General features: G+C 28.2%; 14 protein-coding genes. 10 read left to right on the forward strand and 4 right to left on the reverse strand.

Going from position 1 to position 18,363, the window contains the following annotated elements:
• Window positions 1-182: 182 nt before the first annotated feature.
• The 3 genes from MKD34_RS01080 to MKD34_RS01090 all read left to right on the forward strand — a co-directional run bounded on the left by MKD34_RS01080 (window position 183) and on the right by MKD34_RS01090 (window position 6,403).
• On the forward strand, window positions 183-3,041 hold the full coding sequence (locus tag MKD34_RS01080) for an autotransporter outer membrane beta-barrel domain-containing protein (RefSeq protein ID WP_240219313.1): 2,859 nt from the start codon (window positions 183-185) through the stop codon (window positions 3,039-3,041).
• An 81-nt stretch (window positions 3,042-3,122) separates the two neighbouring features.
• Window positions 3,123-4,214: a linear amide C-N hydrolase gene (locus tag MKD34_RS01085; protein WP_240219314.1), complete on the forward strand. Its 1,092-nt coding sequence runs from the start codon at window positions 3,123-3,125 to the stop codon at window positions 4,212-4,214.
• 74 nt (window positions 4,215-4,288) lie between these two features.
• Entirely contained in the window at window positions 4,289-6,403 is a 2,115-nt protein-coding gene (locus MKD34_RS01090) for a TonB-dependent receptor (protein ID WP_240219315.1), read from the forward strand.
• 19 nt (window positions 6,404-6,422) lie between these two features.
• On the opposite strand, the gene MKD34_RS01095 is transcribed toward MKD34_RS01090, so the two are convergent.
• The gene (locus MKD34_RS01095; RefSeq protein ID WP_240219316.1) at window positions 6,423-7,946 is read right to left on the reverse strand and encodes a helix-turn-helix domain-containing protein; all 1,524 of its coding nucleotides are present in this window, start codon (window positions 7,944-7,946) and stop codon (window positions 6,423-6,425) included.
• Window positions 7,947-8,149: 203 nt separating this feature from the next.
• Between MKD34_RS01095 and MKD34_RS01100 the strand changes: the two genes are divergently transcribed.
• Both MKD34_RS01100 and MKD34_RS01105 read left to right on the forward strand, forming a co-directional pair.
• Complete coding sequence (locus tag MKD34_RS01100; protein WP_240219317.1) at window positions 8,150-8,815, forward strand: HD-GYP domain-containing protein; 666 nt, start codon at window positions 8,150-8,152, stop codon at window positions 8,813-8,815.
• On the forward strand, window positions 8,812-9,060 hold the full coding sequence (locus MKD34_RS01105; protein ID WP_240219318.1) for a winged helix-turn-helix transcriptional regulator: 249 nt from the start codon (window positions 8,812-8,814) through the stop codon (window positions 9,058-9,060). The genes MKD34_RS01100 and MKD34_RS01105 overlap by 4 nt, the downstream gene beginning before the upstream one ends.
• Before the next feature lie 17 nt (window positions 9,061-9,077).
• Here the strand turns inward: MKD34_RS01105 and MKD34_RS01110 are convergent, their stop codons facing one another.
• Entirely contained in the window at window positions 9,078-10,100 is a 1,023-nt protein-coding gene (locus tag MKD34_RS01110) for a DnaJ C-terminal domain-containing protein (protein ID WP_240219319.1), read from the reverse strand.
• 206 nt (window positions 10,101-10,306) lie between these two features.
• Between MKD34_RS01110 and MKD34_RS01115 the strand changes: the two genes are divergently transcribed.
• From MKD34_RS01115 to MKD34_RS01135, 5 genes are all read left to right on the forward strand, one after another.
• On the forward strand, window positions 10,307-10,618 hold the full coding sequence (locus tag MKD34_RS01115; protein ID WP_240219320.1) for a hypothetical protein: 312 nt from the start codon (window positions 10,307-10,309) through the stop codon (window positions 10,616-10,618).
• 316 nt (window positions 10,619-10,934) lie between these two features.
• The gene (locus MKD34_RS01120; protein ID WP_240219321.1) at window positions 10,935-11,729 is read left to right on the forward strand and encodes a helix-turn-helix domain-containing protein; all 795 of its coding nucleotides are present in this window, start codon (window positions 10,935-10,937) and stop codon (window positions 11,727-11,729) included.
• Between the two features lie 178 nt (window positions 11,730-11,907).
• Window positions 11,908-13,728 carry a polysaccharide lyase family 8 super-sandwich domain-containing protein gene (locus MKD34_RS01125; protein ID WP_240219322.1) on the forward strand — a complete coding sequence of 607 codons (1,821 nt, stop codon included), beginning with the start codon at window positions 11,908-11,910 and terminating at the stop codon, window positions 13,726-13,728.
• Between the two features lie 30 nt (window positions 13,729-13,758).
• Window positions 13,759-15,750, forward strand: coding sequence for a helix-turn-helix transcriptional regulator (locus MKD34_RS01130; RefSeq protein ID WP_240219323.1), 1,992 nt, complete (start codon window positions 13,759-13,761; stop codon window positions 15,748-15,750).
• A 140-nt stretch (window positions 15,751-15,890) separates the two neighbouring features.
• Entirely contained in the window at window positions 15,891-17,081 is a 1,191-nt protein-coding gene (locus tag MKD34_RS01135; protein ID WP_240219324.1) for a glycoside hydrolase family 88 protein, read from the forward strand.
• 37 nt (window positions 17,082-17,118) lie between these two features.
• On the opposite strand, the gene MKD34_RS01140 is transcribed toward MKD34_RS01135, so the two are convergent.
• Together MKD34_RS01140 and MKD34_RS01145 are read right to left on the reverse strand one after the other, a co-directional pair.
• Complete coding sequence (locus MKD34_RS01140; protein WP_240219325.1) at window positions 17,119-17,619, reverse strand: LUD domain-containing protein; 501 nt, start codon at window positions 17,617-17,619, stop codon at window positions 17,119-17,121.
• Window positions 17,619-18,260 (reverse strand): lactate utilization protein, encoded by a 642-nt coding sequence (locus tag MKD34_RS01145; RefSeq protein ID WP_240219326.1) that lies wholly within the window; start codon window positions 18,258-18,260, stop codon window positions 17,619-17,621. The genes MKD34_RS01140 and MKD34_RS01145 overlap by 1 nt, the downstream gene beginning before the upstream one ends.
• Between the last annotated feature and the right edge of the window lie 103 nt (window positions 18,261-18,363).

Here is an 18,363-nt window from a genome sequence, read left to right on the forward strand (position 1 = left end):
TTTTCTTGATTTGATTTTTGGAAAAAGTTTAAAAATTTCTTACACTTGAATTATAATTCAAATTCCACAAAAAGTCAAAGCTTTTTTGAATCATGAGTCAAAAAATAAAGTGAAGTTGGAATAAAGGGATTGATATAGTTATTTTGTATAATGCATATAAATTTGTAAAAGGAGTGATAAATATGAAAAAGTATAGATTCTTGCTACTTTTTTTAGCTCTACATGGAACGAGAATTTTTTCTCAAGATAAGGGACTAATTTTTTGGTCAGATTTTATGTATTTTAAAAATCAAGAGGAAGACTATTATTTAAAAAATGGATCTTTATATTCGAGAAAAGAGATTGAAACCCCACCCCCAGTTCTACCACCTGTTGACCCACCAGTAAAGCCCCCAGTAGATCCACCGATAGATCCTCCGGTAAACCCACCAGTGGATCCACCAGTAACTCCTCCAGTAGACCCACCGGTAACACCACCAATAGACCCACCAGTAGATCCACCGATAATTACACCACCAAAACCACCAATTGTAAAACCTACAGATCCGCCAGTAAAACCCCCTACACCAATACAGCCAATACCTGATCCAGTAGTACCAGATACACCAAAACCACCAGTAGAAAAATATATATTTTATAATAATGTATTCTATGAAGGAGTTGACTTGAAAACAGGAGTATCTCCATTGGGAGGAGATTTAACTGTGGATATGAGCAATAAAATAGGAATGGGAAGTGTAAAGGAAGGACATACAATAGAAAATGAAAATACTATATCACTAAATAAACTTCCAGAGATTCAAACGTTAGTAGGAATGCAAGGTTCTAATGGAGGTACAATAATAAATCAAGGTAGTGGAATCATAAATATAGCTTCTTATGGTGGAATAGGAATGAATATATTAAATTCTGGATATGCTGAGAATAATGGAACAATAAATGCAACTATGCCTTTTTCAAATAATACAGTAGCCATGCAATTATTAGGTACTGGAAGTGGTTTAAATAATGGAACAATAAATTTATATAATACTTATACAGTAGGTGCAACGGTAGAAAACGGAAGTTTTATAAATAAAGGTAGTATTTTAGGTGCTGCAAGATATGCTATGGTTGTAACAGGGACTGGTAGTATAGAGAATGCAAGTTCTGGAAAAGTATCTCTTTTGGGAGTTTTTGCAGGGATGTATGTAAGCGGTGGTGGAAGTGCTGTAAATAATGGAGATTTAACAGTTTTAGATAGTAATTCTGCTATGATGACTACAAATGGGAGTATTTTAAACAATGGAACAATAACTATGACTACTCCAAGTTATAACGTGGGAAGTAATCCTTTAGAATATCCGAGTGGAGCTATGTTTATAAATGGATTTGGAACAGCAGTGAATTCAGAAACAGGAGTTATAAATATAGGAACACCAGAGAGTTTAATGAGAGGAACAAATGCTATGACAGGTGAGGGTGCTGTTGTACTAGAAAATAGAGGAACAATAACTATGTATACTAATGCTCCAGTACCAGGAGAGGTATTAACAACAGATTACGCATATTTTTTAAAAGATGGTGCCATAGGTAAAAATATGGCGACAGGAGTTATAAACTTAGGTAAATATGGAATGGTAAACTACGGTGGTACAGTTTATAACTGGGGAGTTATTTCTAAGGATCCGACTAATACTCAAACTCTTTCTTATGGTGGAAAAGTGATTATGGAAAAAGGAGGAGTTTTAAATACTACTGCTCCAAAATCATTTAGAACAGTTTTAATAGGAAGAAGTTATATAGGATCTAATTATTCTAATTCAGGAAGTTTAAACTTACATTCTTCAATTCCAAGTAGCTCAAAAGAAGTGAAGAGTAATAGTGCTTTGTATGAGGTAGTTGAAAATAATGGAGTTTATGAGTTTAAAAGAAATAGTTTTGAAATATTAACTAATGATGTTTTAGCTAAGTATTTAGAAGATGTTTACTATGACTCTAATAATTCTACAAAAAATGAGCTTTTTGATATACTAGCCTCTTCAGAAAGTGGAGCTCAATTTGAATGGTATTTAGATGAAGTTTTTGGTAGAGGATATTTTCCATCTTTAATCTATCAAACAAATGATGCAATAGTATTTACAAATGAAACTATTTTAAATCAAATATCTGAAAAAACTCAAGCAACAAATAAAGAAAGCTATATTTTTGGATATTCTTTTGAAAAAATGAAAAAAAGTGGATATGAAAATATTTTAGGATATACAGATGAATTAAATAGTTTTTTTATAGGTAAAAACTATCCAATAAAAGAGAGTTTAAGCTCTGGATGGATTTTAAGTTATACTAGATTAAACTCTAAATTTGAAGATGGAAAAGGAAAAAGAGAGGACAATATGTTCCAAGGAACAGGATATTTAAATTACAATAAAGATAGTATAAATGCCTTTGGTAGCTTCTTTGTAGGATATTCTAAAGGTGATTTAGATAGAAATGTTCAACTGGGATATTTAGATTATAATGATGATTTTTCAGATATAACTTTTGAAAATTTAAATGAAAAATTAAGTTCAGATATTAAAAACTATTATGTTGGAGCTCTAGGAAAAATATCTAAAAGATATGAATTTGATCCGATTTATTTAGAGCCAATTGCAAGAGTTGAAGGTATTGGAATATTTCAAAGAGGAATAAGTGAGAGTGGAGGAACTTATAATTTAGATTTAGATAATTTAAATGGATTTTTGAGTAGTGGATATGTGGGAACTGGTTTAGGAAAGATATTTAATGTTGGAAAAGGTTCCTTGAATTTAGCCTTAAATTTAGGAGTAAAACAAGAACTTAATAGTCTGGATGAAACAGTTAAATTTAAAGTTAATAGTTTAGGAGATGAAACTGGAGAGATTGATTTAAAAAATAAAAATAGATTTTCGAAAGAGGTTGGAGTAAGAGCTGAAGTTGGAAATCTATGGGATGGATTATCTCTTTATGGTGAGTATAAATATATATTTTCAGAGGATAACTCTTGGAGAGTTGCAGGAGGAATTAGAGTTAAGTTTTAATGGTTACTAAAGCTAGGTGTTAATTTACCTAGCTTTTTTATTGTGCTATAATGATTTTAATAAAGACTAGGAGGAAATAAAATGTTGAAAAAAATAGTGATACTATCATGTTTAATAGCTTTTAGTAAAATAGATGTAGATGCTTGTACGGGAATATCTTTAAAAACAGAAAATGAAAATAATATACAAGCAAGAACAATTGAATGGTCTAAAAATAAGTTAAATAGTCAAATAATAATAGAACCAAGAGGTAAAGAGTATCAATCGCATATGCCAAATGGGAAACTTGGGAAAAAATGGAAAGGAAAATATGGATTTGTGGGAGCTTCTGTTGAACATGAATCGTTAATAGGTGAAGGAGTTAATGAAAAAGGGTTAAATGCAGGAGTATTTTTCTTTTTAAACTATGGAGAGTTAGCACCTTTTAATGAGAAAAAAGTGAAAAATTCTTTAAATGATATGGATTTAGTTAAATGGATGCTAACAAGTTTTACCACTGTTGAAGAGGTAAAGGAAGCTATTAAAAAAATAGATGTAGTACCAATAATAATTCAAGATGGACAACCATCTCCAACAGGACACTGGAGAGTATCAGATGCTAATGGAGGGAACATTGTAATTGAGATTATAAAAGGTGGAGAACTAAAAATATACGATAATCCAGTTGGAGTATTAACAAACTCTCCAGGATTTGATTGGCAGCTTACAAATTTGAATAACTATGTAAACTTAAGTTTAAATGGAAACAAACCAGAGATGTTAGGTAGACAAAAAGTATTTGCACTTGGAGCGGGGTCAGGAATGTGGGGATTACCAGGAGATGTAACACCACCTTCAAGATTTGTAAGGGCAGCTTTTTATGCTAATAATACTCCTAAAATGTCTGGAAATGAGGAGGGAATAGCTCAAGCTTTCCATATTTTAAATAATTTTGATATTCCAATTGGAATGACTTATGCAGATAAAAATCAAATACCAGAGGATGTAACAAGTGCAACTCAGTGGACAACAGCTATAAATTTAAATGAAAAGTTATTTTATTATAAAACTATGTATAATCAAAATATAAGAGTCATTGATTTAAAGAAGATAGACTTTGGAAAAGTTAAGGAACAAATACTTCCAATGGATAAAAATAAGGTTCAACCAGTAGAAGAAATTCTAATAAAATAATAAAAAAAGTTCCAAAGGAACATTCTTTAAGTAGACGTAAATATCTTTAGGGACTATGAAAAGGGGATGGGAAAATGAAATTGTTGAAAGTTATAGCGATGTCTGTTGTTACAACTATTTGCATATTCTCTCAAGAAAAGGCAATAAAGCTAGAGGATTCAGTTATTCTTTCAACTAGTGGATTTGAAACGCCTCTTCTTACAGAGAATAAAAACGTTACACTTTTACTTAAAGAGCAGATAGATAATGGGAATTATAAAAACTTAGAGGATACTTTAAGAGGAGCGCCTAATATAATTGTTCAAGATACATATTTTGGGCCAAGAGTTGATATTCGAGGAAATGGAGAAAAATCTATTTCTAAAGTTAAAGTTTTACAAGATGGAGTAAGTTTAAATCCAATTGATGATTCTATGGGAACACTTCCAATAAATACGATACCTTTAAACTCTATAGAGAAAATAGAGATAATACCTGGTGGTGGAACTGTATTAAATGGATCTGGAAGTTCTGGAGGAATTATAAATATTATAACAAAATCATCTTTGAGAAAAGACTACTTAGTTTTAGAGGGATCAATAAAATCATATAATTTTAGAAATACAGGATTATCTTTAGGTCAAAATTTAACTGATAATCTATATGGAAATTTTAACTATAACTACTTAAAAGGAGATGGTTATAGAGATGGAGATTCTCAAGAATCTAATGGTTTTAGTGGTGGAGTAGACTATATAATTAATGATAAAAATAGAGTGAAGTTTCAAATGTCATATTTTGATGAAAATAGAGATTACTCAACAGGAGTAGAGAAAGAGCTGTTAGAAAAAGATAGAAAAGCTAAGGGCTTTCCAGTAATAAGTAGCTCAAAAAGAGAGGCTTATTCTTTGGATTATGAGTTTAAATTTAGTGATTCGCTTACATTTTTAAGTACTTTTTATTATCAAAGTTATAAAAGAGATTTTACAGAAAAATCTTTAATAGACTACGAGATCCCAAAACTAGGGCATATGCCTTTTGATATTTTAGGTGAGGATTTACTAGCAACTATGAGTGGTCAGTTTAAAGAGGATACTAGAGGAGCTAAAATAAGAGGAAAACACACTTATGAAAAGGGTGAGTTTATTTTAGGGTATGATTATAGCTATACAAAACTTTTACGTAGTAGTGAAATTAGAGCTAACGGAGAATTTTTTCCAAAAAAGAAACCAAATTATAAAATAAAAGGTGATGTTAGGGTAGATCTTAAAAATGATATTTTTAAAGAGACAAATGCTATCTATGGATTTAATAGATATGATTTAGGAAGAGAGTGGGAACTTGTTCTAGGGGCTAGATATGAACATTCAAAATTTGGTGGAAAAAGAGATAGTGAAACAGAAGTAATCTCTATGAGCAAAATCCATGAGTATAAGAGTATTGAAGATGAAGAGAAAAGTGATAACTATGCCTTTGAGATTGGAACAAACTACAGATATAGTGAATCAGGAACTTTTTATACAAGATATGAGAGAGGTTTTACATCACCACTTCCAGGACAGATAACTGATAAGGTGGATATGAAGTACATAAAGAATAATTTAAAATCTGAAACATCAGATAATTTTGAAGTAGGAGTTAGAGATTTAGTAGAAAACACTTACATAAATTTATCTCTATTTGCAACATTTACTCATGATGAAATAATGTTGATTCAAAAAAATTCGTATAATCCAGCTATTAAAGAGTGGCAGTATAAAAATCTAAATAAAGTTAGAAAGTTTGGAGGAGAACTATATTTAGAGCAGTATTTTGGAAAGTTAACAATGTATGAATCTTTTTCTTATGTAAATACAGAGATAACTAAAGGACTATATAGTGGAGAAGAGTTACCTATGGTTCCGAAAGGAAAAGTTATTTTAGGAGCTGGTTATGGAGTTACTGATAAAGTTAAATTAAATGTAAATTTTAATTTTGTTGGAAGTTATTTAGTCAAAGAGTATGGGAAAGACAATAATGCAATAGATACTAAGATTAGTAGTCATAACTATACAGACCTAATGGTTACGTATGAGGTAACAGAGATGTTTAATGTAAGTTTTGGAGTGAATAATATATTTAATCAGAAATATAATTATGAAGAGACAATTCAAACAGCAGTACCAGCCTCAGGAATAAACTATTTTCTTTCAGGGAAGTTATATATGTAAATAAAAAAGCTAAGCATATTTAGGTATGCTTAGCTTTTTTATTATTAAGATAACGATTAAAAAGAAGCTTATTTACTAAATAGCTAGCTTCAAAGTAATCTAAATAATCAAGAATAATAAGTTTATCCTTTAGTAAAACTAGACTAGGTGGGATAGTAGAAGTATCAGAATATAAAGAGTAAATAATAAAATCATAAGATTCTAAAACCTTAGTACTAAAAAAATCTAGCATATATATTGATAAAATATCTATATTTTTAAATTTAAAATTTTTACTTAATTTAGATTTTATATTAGTTCCAATCCAATTATTATTACTATAATCTAAAATAAGAATTTTTTTATTAACTAGAATTTTTAAATAAGTATTAAAAATTAAGTTATATAGAAAATGAGCTAAAATATAAAAATCTTGAGGAAGAATTTTATAATTATGTTTAATTGAAAACTCTTTAAGCACATCAACTAACAATTCAGGAAATTTAAATTTTTCTTTAGGAATTTTATGATAGTTATATATATCGTACTCATAATTGAATTTTGAAATATCTAAAAGAGTTAAAAACTCCACTTTATCTAGAATATTAAACTTTAAATTAAAGAGATTTTCAATATCAGCAATAATAGGAGGGGTATTTTTTTTAACCTTTAAAAATAAAATTTTTTTTTGAAGAAGAATTAAAGAGATAACTATAAACTCTATATTGTTAAGCATAACTTTATTATTGTCTAAAAGTCTTGATGTTAGAAGTTTATTAAGTGTTTTAGTATAAGTCTCTTCTATTTCTTTAAATTTTTCAAGAAAGATAAGGCTATTTTTAAATACAGCATTATGATTTTCATTTAATGTTAAAAAAATAAAAATAGCTTTTAATGTATTTACTCCATAAAGATCAATTTCAATATGAAAGTATTTTAAAATCTCAATAGAAAGTTTTTTAAATTCATAGTCAAGATTAGGTGGAAGGTGATTGTCATAGTAATTTTTTATTGTAGGATTAATAAGATTTTCATAAATATTATAAACTAATTGGTTAGATTCTCTTTTTACTAAAAACTTTAAAATAGTTTTAATAGAGAAAATATATATGTCTCGAGCGTCTCCTTTTAAATAAAGTCCTTTCCATGGAATAGAATCAAGGGTCAAATTATAGTTAGAAAGCTTGTTTTTTAAAGTTTTAATATCAGAAGATAGAGTATTTCTAGTTACATCAAAACATTTTGCAACTGAGCATATCTTTATTTTTTTTTCAAAAGCTAGAATTATTAAAAAGTAATTAATTCGTTCTTCAGATGAAAGCGCAGGAAAACTATTTAAAGATTTATCAAATTTTTTATTAGGAGTTAAATGTAAACTATAGGTAGTATTTTTTTTAGATACATAACCGTAATTAAAGTTAACTAGAAAATAATCAAGTCTATTTAAACTGGCTTTTATATTACTTTCACTTTCACTGTAAATTTTAATAATCTCGTTTAGTGCGATTTTTTTATTAGCTATTAATATTTTAAAAATATGAATATCTATATTTTTAAGTTTCACTTAGCAAATTCCCTCCTTAATTATACAAAAAATAGAATACTAATCTAAATATAATACTAGTAAATAAGAATGATGTCTACTAAAAAAATAATATATATGCACAATTAAATTTTCTTTTTTTAAAAAAAAATTGGCATTACTCAATAGAAGTAATAGTGTTAAAATAGAAATATTCTAAATTTAGAGTTTAATCGGAGGGATAATTGGGGAGTACTATTCATAAGAAATATCAAGAGTTGGTATCGTATATTTTAGAGTTTTTTATAAGATTGTATGATAAAGATACTTGGTTACATGTCAAAAGAATAAAATTATATTCAAAAGAGATTGCTCTTGAATTAGAGTGTCCAAGTAGTTTAGTTTCAGAAATATCATTGGTTTCATCACTGCATGATTTGGGGAAAGTATTTATATCTAAAAAAATATTAAATAAAAATGGGAAGTTAACTAAAGAAGAGTTTAATCAAATGAAGAAGCATTCCTTATACGGAAGAAAAATATTGCTGTATTTAGGTTTTGGAAAAGTAGCTAAAAATATAGCTTTATATCACCATGAACATTTTGATGGCAATGGATATCCTAAAGGTTTAAAAAGTGATTCTATTCCTATTGAAGCAAGGATAGTTGCTTTAGTAGATGTTTATGATGCCTTAAGGCAAAAGCGTTGTTATAAAAAATCTTTTTCTCATGAAGAGGCTAGTGAAATTATTAAAAGTCAAGAGGGAAAGCAATTTGAAAGAATAGTTGTTAAAGCTTTTTTAAAAAATAATAGAAAATTTAATGAAATTTTTGAAAAAATGTCAATAGAAGAGGAGAAGAAATTTAATAGATTAAAAATTATAGAGAAAATAAAGGTGGCTGTTAAATGAAGTTATCAAAAGGTAATATGAAGCTGTTAAAATTTATAAATGAGAATCCAGGAGTAACTCAATTGGAAATTGCTCAAGAGATAGGTATATCTAAGGGAAGTATTTCAATTTTTGTAAAAAAAGCAAAAGAAAATAATTATATTTTAGAAATAAAAAAAGAGCAAAAAGTCAAAATTCATCCTACTAAACTAGGAAAAGATATAGTTATGGAAAATACATTAAAAAATTTAGCGGGTATATGTTAAATATACCCGCTACTTTTTTATAATTTAAAAAATCTCTTAACTTTTTCTATAAAGCTAGTTTTTATTTTTCTATTTTTATCTTTTAATTTTTCATCAAACTCTTTAAGTAAAGTCTTTTGTTCCTCATCTAAATCAACAGGAACCTCAATCACTATTTCAGCATAATGGTTTCCTTTTTTCTTAGTTTTAGGATTGAAAATACCATATTCTCTTAAAGCAAAACGTTTTCCACTTTGAGTTCCAGCAGGTATCTTAATTTTTTTATTTCCACTCAAAGTTGGAACTTCCACTTCGCCACCAAGGGCGGCAGTATAATAGCTAATAGGAACTTTACATATAACATCATATCCATCTCTTACAAAAAGATCATCAGGTTTAATTTTTATATGTATGTAAAGATCACCATGTGATCCTCCACTTGTACTAGCGTTACCAAATTTAGCTAATTTTAATTTTTGACCATCAGCTATACCAGCAGGTATTTTGAATTTTTTCTCTACCTCTTCAGGTGCACCATTTTTTCCAGTACGAGCATAACGAATAGTTTTTTCACCACCTTTAGCAGACTCTTCTAAAGATATTTCAATCTCCATAGATAAATCTCCACCAGGTTGAGGGCCTCTTTTCTTAGCTCCTCTACCACCGAAGAAAGATCCAAAGATATCTCCTAAATCTTCGTCACCTCCTCCACCTCCAAATTCATTGAAGTTAAAATTGAAATTACCAAAGTTAAAATCTTGATAGTTTTGTCCACCACCATATTGACCATAACTTTGAGAACTACTAGGACCACCTTGTTCAAAAGCAGCATGACCAAAATTATCATATTGAGTTCTTTTTTCTGGATCAGATAGTATTTGGTAAGCTTCGTTTACCTCTTTAAACTTTTTTTCAGCTGTAGCTTTTTCAGCTTCGCTTGAAGAACTAAATTTGTCAGGGTGATATTTTCGAGCTTGTTTTCTATAAGCCTTTTTTATCTCAGCCTCACTGGCATTTTTGTTAACTTCTAAAATCTTATAAAAATCCTCTTTTAGAGCCATTGTAGCCTCCTTCTATAGTTAAACTATAATTAAATTATTTATATGATTGTATGTTTTACTTTACTAACTTAAGAAAGAAATTCCTTTAGAATTGTGAAATAAAAAAATATATAAAAAAATAAAAGAAAAATCTATTTTTTGTAGAAGAAGAGTTACAGAGAGTAAAAAATAAAACTAATATATATTTAAGGGAAAGGTGAATTACTATGTCTAAAAAAATAACAGTAGAAAAGTTTGAAGCATTTATTTTAGATTGTGTTAACAACATGAAAACAGGAGAAAAAGTTGAGTTTAGTAAAGAGGAGAGAGAAGAGTTTACTAAAAAAGGAAAACCGTTCTCAAAAGCTCACAAAATAACTTTAACAAAGGTTGACGATGATAGATTCACTATTATAGATAGAGGAATTGAAGACTTAGAGTACTCAAATATTGACTTTAACGAGGTTATAAAAGAGTTAATGAAGTTAAAAGAGAAAGAGTTTGGAGATTGTGAACATTTCTTCGCATATAGAGATTAATCAAAAGATAAAAGACTAGTTGATCTAGTCTTTTTTTTTATAAAAAGTGTTAAAATTTTTTTTAAAATGACATTTTTTTCTGTTAAAATAGAGTACTATAAGAACAAGACTATTTTACTAAAATCAAGAAGTTTCAGAAAGTCTATATCCTCTCGCATTTACTTTAAATAATTTTCGAATATAAAGATGTCCCCCGATGTCCTTTATTAAAGAAAAATATGATTTGGTAATCAGTAAAATTAAAGATTTTTTATAAAAAAGTAGGTAGCGAGAGGATATCCAATTTATTGACTTTAAATAGGAGGATAGAAAATTAGTGTCTAGTGAAGTAGAGGTTATAAAGAATAGTTTTTATGAACTGTTTAGAGTTAATTATAGGGATATAAAAGGAAAAAGAAGATATTTTAAAGATTTAGAAAATTTAAATGGTACAGTTATTAGGATTTGTGCAAAAGGAAAAGGGTTATATTACTATAGTTCAGAGGAGTATATTTTTTTTGAAGAGGGAGATTTGATAATCTGTAATGAATTTTATTTTAATAGTATTTTAGTTCTAACAAAAGAGTGTAAACTAGATATTTTCAGAATAAAAGATTGTTCTTTATTAGAAACACTAAATAACAAGATAAAAAAGAAAGAACATCGAAGAATAAAAATCTATAATTTAAAAAAAGTGTTATTTGAAATTGAAAAAGCTTTAAAAATAGAGGACAAAGAGTTAACGTTTTTTAAATTATTATTAGATATAATTTTTTATTTAGGTGAAAGAAAAAATAATATAGGTTTCAATTATTTAAATGATAAAAATTTTATGGATATTCTTCTATATATAGACTCTAATATTGATAGGAGAGTTACTGTTAGTGATGTAGAAAAAGAGTTTAAAATATATAATAAAATATTAAAGGAGCAGTTTAAAAAATATTTAGGAGTTTTTCCATCAGAGTATATATTAAATCAAAAGTTAACTAAAGCAGCTATACTATTGAAAACTACAGATTACAAAATCGGATACATATCTGATATTTTATCCTTTTCATCTCCAAGCGCATTTACTTTAATTTTTAAAAGAAAGTTTAAAGAATCCCCATTGAATTATAGAAAAAAATAAAGTGTATGTCTTGAAGTTAGAAGACGTACACTTTTTTATTCTATAGAAGTTATATTTCTTATAGAAAAAAGATGATATTTAAAGAAAATGGTATATTTACTAAAAATACTGTAGCAAGTATATTAAAGACAAAAGAGTTTAATAAATATAGAAAAAAGATTACAAGAGGGAGTGTAAAATGGGGGACATATTAAAAAAACGTATAGAATATTTAACAGGGAAAATTGCACCAGTAGAAACTTTAAAAAAATTAGAGCAAGAGTGTGAAGATATTTTAAAACAATATAAAGAGAATAAAACTTTAATTGAAGAGAACGAAAAAAGAGTTTTAGTAGAAAGAGTTAGAGATAGTTATAAAAAAATATTAACTTTAGGGGTAGCTTATAATACAGAGAATTCAATTTACTATAAGGATGAGACAATATTTTTAATAGCTAACGAAGTATTGAAAAATCACTATGAAAATTACTATAATTTGGAATCTGTAGAACATACAAACTGGTGGCAGTGGGAGATTGGATATCCGTTACTATTAAATGATATATTGATTCTTTTTTTAGAGAGATTAGAAAAAGAGTTAATAGACAAGATAATAGATGTAACAAGATATTTTTTACCAGATGAGAGATACTTAGGAAATAATCCTGTGGCAATACATCCAAGTGGGTCGCCTTTAAGACCAGCAACTGGAGGAAACTTAATTGATACTTGCAAAATTATATTTTTAAGAGGTGCTCTTTTAAAAGATTTAGAGATATGTCAAAAAGCTGTGGAGTCTATATCTGAAACTTTAGAGATAATATCTGAAAAAAATATAGAAACACTAAGTAATAGAGATGGGTTTTATGCAGATGGATCATTTATACAGCATGGATTTATACCATATGCAGGAACTTATGGAAATGTTTTACTATCTGGAATTGCTGAAATAATATACTTGGTAGATGAAAAACTTAGGAACAAAATAGATACTAAAAAAATATGTGAAAGAGTTTATTCATCATTTGAACCACTATTTTTCAAGGGAGCTATGACAGATATAGTTAATGGTAGAGCTATAACAAGGGATGGAAATGATCACCAGATAGGACATGAGGTTATAAACTCTTTACTGTTATTAGCTCATGGAGTAGATGAAGAAAATAAAGTAAAACTTTTAGAAATAGCAAAAAGAGAGTTGTCTTTAGATGAATATTATTTATATACAGAAAAAGAGAAGAAAGCTATTTTTTATAATCTTTCTAAAGAGGTTTTGGAAAATTCAAATATTAAAGTTGAAAACTACTCTAGTGAAGTAAAGTGTTTTAATGAGATGAATAGAGTTTTTTATAGAAATGGAAAGTTTGCAATAGGACTTGCTATGCACTCAAAAAAAATTGGGAACTTTGAAACATTTAATGGAGAAAATACAAAAGGATGGTTCACAGGTGATGGTGCAGTGTATGTATATTCAAAGGGTGATGAATATATTGATTATTGGAAAGGGGTAGACTTTTACTATATTCCAGGGACAACAGAGATAAAGATGAATATGGAAAATATAAAAGGTGTGGAAAGTTCTGTAGGTAACATGCCAAAAAATAGCGTAGCTGAAGGTTACGGAGATAAAGATTCAGGAGTTGCCTATATGGATTTTATCAACTGGAATGGAAAATTAAGTAGTAAGAAAAACTATATATTTAAAAAGACAGGTATGGTTTATTTGGAGAACTATATAACAGGAGAGGGAGAGGTATACTCAACTGTAGCTAATATGAGAATTTCAAATTTGAAAAATAAAACTATCTGTATTGATGGAGAGCCTATGAAGGATACTTTTATAACTGGGGAGTTTAAAGAGATATCTTTAGGTAATTTAATATATAAATTTTATAAAAGTGAAAAAATAAATTTGGAAATATATGGTAAGGAAGATAACAAGTTTGTAAAAATTTGGATAGATTTAGGAATGAACCCAATTAATTATACTGTTGCATGGGAAGTTATAATTGTAGTATAATAAATAAAAAAGTTTTATAAAAGGGGCAATATGTTAAAAAAAGAACGGGGAAATGTTGTTTTTAATAAAAAATTATGGTTTTTTTTAATTTTTTCTTCAATAATAATATTTTTATTTGGGGTAAATGAATATAGAGGATATAAAAAAGAGGAAGAATTAAGAGTTGAAAGACTTTTGAATAAAATAAATTTAAAAATAGAATTATTTATGTCGTCTATTGGAGATTTAGAAAATACGGAACCTATAAAAGAATACTATAATTCAAAGGAAATCTCGTACTATAATTTAATAAAGGTTCTCCAGGAAATCCAAAAGAAGAATAATATTTACGGAAAAAGTGGTTATACTCTAAGTTTAGGAAAAGAAAACTCAGATATTATAATTACGGGAGATGGTACTAGAAATAAATTTACATATCTGAAAAGTATCGGTGCGAAAGAAAAAAATCAAGAGAGTTCAAATTTGATTTTAATACCCCAAGAAAAAGAGATAAGCTTTATTTTAAAAAATAAAATTTTTAATTTAGAAGAAGGAATTTTTTGGATTGTAAATTTAGATAGAGAACTTTTTTTCTCAGATCTTTTTGGAAACGAGATGGGAAAATGGGAAATATTAAAAGATAATAAAATATACTATTTGGATAAGAATATTGTAGCAAAGAGAAAAGGAAATAATGGATATGTTTTAAGAAGTAGCGGACTAAACTTTAAGTTTTTATATACACCAAATAATGCTACTTTCTATCAAATGTTATTTTTAAAATCATTTGTAATATTTGTTGGATTAGCTTTATTAGCTATGCTAATAGATTACTCTATTAGGTTGTATAGAGAAAGAAAAGATTTGATAGGAGAAATAAATAGTTTAGCTGTTGTAGATAGAAGAAAAAATTTAAGAGATTTTGTTTTGGGCATAAGGAAAATTGGTGAGATTGGAGAGTTAACGAGAAAAGTAAAGGCTCTTCAAGGAAGGAAATTAAAAATTGTTTTAGTTGAAATATTTGATAGTGATGATGAGGGGTTAGATTTTAAAAATTTTACTTTGGCAAGAGAGTATCTAAAAGATAGTTTATCAACAGAGAGTGTTTATGAACATATAGATATAGATTATAAAAGTATAGCTTTCATAATTCCAGAGGAAAGTGACTCTGTTATAGAGGATGCTTTTCACTTTATACTTGAAAATATTGGGCAAAAATATAATGTTGAGTTAATAGCGGCAGTATCTCATGAGTTTGTATCGTTAGAAAGTTTTCCTCAAGAATATATAACTTGTAAGAAGATTTTAGACGCTAAGTTTATGGCTAAAGGAAGAAAAGTTTTATTCTCTGAAAATATAAAAAGTGGAAAATTGATACTGACATATCCTATTGAAACAGAAGCTAAATTAGTTTCAAAATTATTAAATGGAAATCTACAAGGTGCCAAAAAAATAGTGGATGAGATATTTGTAGATAGAATAAATCCAGAAGCAATGGATAAAAAAGATATAAAAGAGTTTACGGGACTACTGTACAATACTTTAAACAGAGTTGTTGTTCAGTTAAAAGAGTTTGAAAGTTCTTTAGAATGTGAAAATATAAATATAGAAAGCATAACGAAAACTGGGAATTTAGATAAGATAAGAGTTATTTTTAATGAACTTATATCTGAAATTTGTAAGCAGAAAAAAAGTAGTGAACAAGATGAAAGTGAAGTAATAAGAGAAAAAATAAAAAGCTATATTGATAATAATTATCACTTAGATTTTTCACTAGATAATTTAGCAGATTATTTGGGATTATCTTTTAAGTATACGAGTATCTTGTTTAAAAAAGTTATGGGGGACAATTTTAAAAACTACATAAATGTTTATAGAATAGAAAAAGCAAAAGAGATATTAAAAGATAAAAAAGATATAAAAATAAAAGATTTAGCAGAAGAGTTAGGCTATAATAGTTCTAATACATTTATAAGAATTTTTAAAAAATACGAGGGTATCTCACCAACACAATTTAATCCAGAAGAGATTTTGGAAAAATAGAGCTAAAATGGGATATAAAAGAGAGATAGAAAAAGGGAGATGCAAAAAAGAAGATTTACAATGAAAAAAAATACTCGTATAATCCATTTAAATTATAACTGAAAGTTTAAAACTTAAACTTGATAAGAGGGGAGATAAAAATGGAGATATTAAAAAAGACAAGAGAGAAATATTCAAAAGAGTTTAGATTGTCGAAAGAGGATATGTTTTTTGCAATGCACGAAGCAATGAAAAAAGTAGATGAAAATTCAAAGGTATTTATAGACACATACCCAAGAGCAGCTAGTGTAAATAATATATATCCTGGGACAAAAAATGCAGAGGATTTTGATGACTGGACAGTTGGATTTTGGACAGGGATGTTATGGTTATCTTATGAGATGACTGAAAATGAAAAATATAGAAAAATAGCTGAATATCAATTAAAGGGGTATAAAACAAGAATAGAGAATAAAGTTCATGTAAATCATCATGATATAGGATTTTTATACTCTCTTTCGGCAGTTGCTCAAGAAAGAGTTACAGGAAGTGAGTTAGCTAAAGAGGTTGGAATAAAAGCTGCGGAGCACTTAATAACTAGATTCCAAGAGAAGGGGCAATTTATCCAAGCTTGGGGAGACTTAGGAAAGCCAGAGGATTATAGACTGATTATAGATTGTAATATGAATGTACCATTACTATTTTGGGCAACAGAGATGACTGGAGATAAAAAGTTTGCTGAAATAGGTGCAAAACATTTAGCAACAGCTTCAAGTGTTGTTGTTAGAGAGGATTCATCAACACACCATACGTATTACTTTGATCATGAGACAGGAGAGCCTACAAGAGGAGTTACAGCGCAAGGGTATTCAGATACCTCAGCATGGGCAAGAGGACAAGCTTGGGGAGTTTATGGATTCCCATTAGCTTATGGTTATACAAAGGATAAGAGATACATGGACCTTTATAAAAGAGTTACAAATTACTTTATAAACAATCTACCAGAAGATGACGTATGTTACTGGGATTTAGTATTTACAGATGGATCTGGACAACCAAGGGATACATCTGCTGCAGCTATAGCAGTATGTGGAATTTTAGAGATGGATCAATATTTAGATGCAAATGATCCAGATAGAGAGATCTATTTAAATGCAGCTCATAAAATGATGAAATCACTTATGAAAAATTACAGTACAAAAGATTTAGATTATTCTAATGGACTTTTAACAGATGCAGTTTACTCAATTCCTCACGGATCAGGAGTTAAAGAGTGTAATATTTGGGGAGATTACTATTATTTAGAGGCTTTAACAAGACTATTTAAACCAGAGTGGAAAAAATATTGGTAAAATAAAAAAGGCAGAGTCTAATCTCTGCTTTTTTATTTTATATATTTTCTGAAACTACAATAACTGTATATTTATTAGGAAATTTTCGTCCGTGATGAATTACACTAAAGTTGTTAATAGATTTTTTGTCCATTTCAGAAAGATTTTTAATAATTTTATATGCACTAACAATAACGAATATTTTATTAGGTCCAAAAATAGCTGCACAACTTGCAAAATCATTTGAAAAAATTAACTCACCATTTTCTGTGATAAAATCACATTGGGTAATAAAGTTATCAGCTAAAATAGCTTCTCGATCCTTTTTATAATCAAATATAGTACACCCTTTTTCCTTTAGTGGAGAAGATAACTCTAGAAGATTTAAAAAAGGTGTTTCATCAAGAACTAAAGATTCAGATGGTGATATTTTAGATGTTAAAAAATCTTTAATATTATCCAAATGATCTATAAAAATAGCATCATATTCCTTAGAAAGTAGTACTTTTGTGATGTTTTCAGCTTTTTTATTATAAAACCATTTTATATTTTGATCCATTAGTAACCCACCTCTTCATTTATGATTATAATAGTTATTGGATTTCCAACTCTTTTTCCAGATTTAATTACAGATGTAAAGTTACAGATTCTTTGCTTTGTTTGACAATCTTCACAAACTCCAGAGATATTGCATGGTGTTTTGTGGTTAATTCTCTTAGAGTTTAAAGGTCCAACAAACTCTTTAATTCTATTCATTCCCTCTTGCCAAGTATCAACAAGCTTATTTATTCCACAAACAACAATAACATTTTTAGGCCCCAAAAGTAAACTAGCAACTCTGTTACCACCAGAATCCGTTTGGATAAGTTCTCCATTTTTGCTAATAGCATTTGTACTAGTTAGAAAAAAGTCTGCTAAGAGTCCTTCTCTCATACATTGAAGGGTACTAGGCCAATCGGGCTGATTATATCTATCAAAGAGATGATATTCGTCACCTCTAAAAGTATCTATAATGTCAAGTTGGTTAATTGTAACTGAGCCTCCTAAAGCTATAGAAGAGTGAAGAGGAATTAAATTAAGAATAATCTCTTTTGCTTCTTCAAGATTTTCAGCATAGATAGGATTATAATTTTTTTTAGAAAGGGTATCCATCAAAGAAAGAATATCGCTCTTTCTAAGTTCTTTTTTTATGGTGTTCATAGGGTTCCTCCTTAGGGATTTAAATAAAAAACATAATTTTTTACGAATATATATTATTATATAACGGATTAAAATGTAAATATTCTATTTTATATGTGCTAAA

The sequence above is a fragment of the Cetobacterium somerae genome (assembly GCF_022430525.1).
Classification (GTDB): Bacteria; Fusobacteriota; Fusobacteriia; order Fusobacteriales; family Fusobacteriaceae; genus Cetobacterium_A.

Coding starts and splice junctions, on each gene's coding strand:
- MKD34_RS01080 (WP_240219313.1), top strand. CDS start 183: ATGAAAAAGTATAGATTCTTGCTACTTTTTTTAGCTCTACATGGAACG.
- MKD34_RS01085 (WP_240219314.1), top strand. CDS start 3,123: ATGTTGAAAAAAATAGTGATACTATCATGTTTAATAGCTTTTAGTAAA.
- MKD34_RS01090 (WP_240219315.1), top strand. CDS start 4,289: ATGAAATTGTTGAAAGTTATAGCGATGTCTGTTGTTACAACTATTTGC.
- MKD34_RS01105 (WP_240219318.1), top strand. CDS start 8,812: ATGAAGTTATCAAAAGGTAATATGAAGCTGTTAAAATTTATAAATGAG.
- MKD34_RS01110 (WP_240219319.1), bottom strand. CDS start 10,100: ATGGCTCTAAAAGAGGATTTTTATAAGATTTTAGAAGTTAACAAAAAT.
- MKD34_RS01115 (WP_240219320.1), top strand. CDS start 10,307: ATGTCTAAAAAAATAACAGTAGAAAAGTTTGAAGCATTTATTTTAGAT.
- MKD34_RS01125 (WP_240219322.1), top strand. CDS start 11,908: ATGGGGGACATATTAAAAAAACGTATAGAATATTTAACAGGGAAAATT.
- MKD34_RS01130 (WP_240219323.1), top strand. CDS start 13,759: ATGTTAAAAAAAGAACGGGGAAATGTTGTTTTTAATAAAAAATTATGG.
- MKD34_RS01135 (WP_240219324.1), top strand. CDS start 15,891: ATGGAGATATTAAAAAAGACAAGAGAGAAATATTCAAAAGAGTTTAGA.
- MKD34_RS01140 (WP_240219325.1), bottom strand. CDS start 17,619: ATGGATCAAAATATAAAATGGTTTTATAATAAAAAAGCTGAAAACATC.
- MKD34_RS01145 (WP_240219326.1), bottom strand. CDS start 18,260: ATGAACACCATAAAAAAAGAACTTAGAAAGAGCGATATTCTTTCTTTG.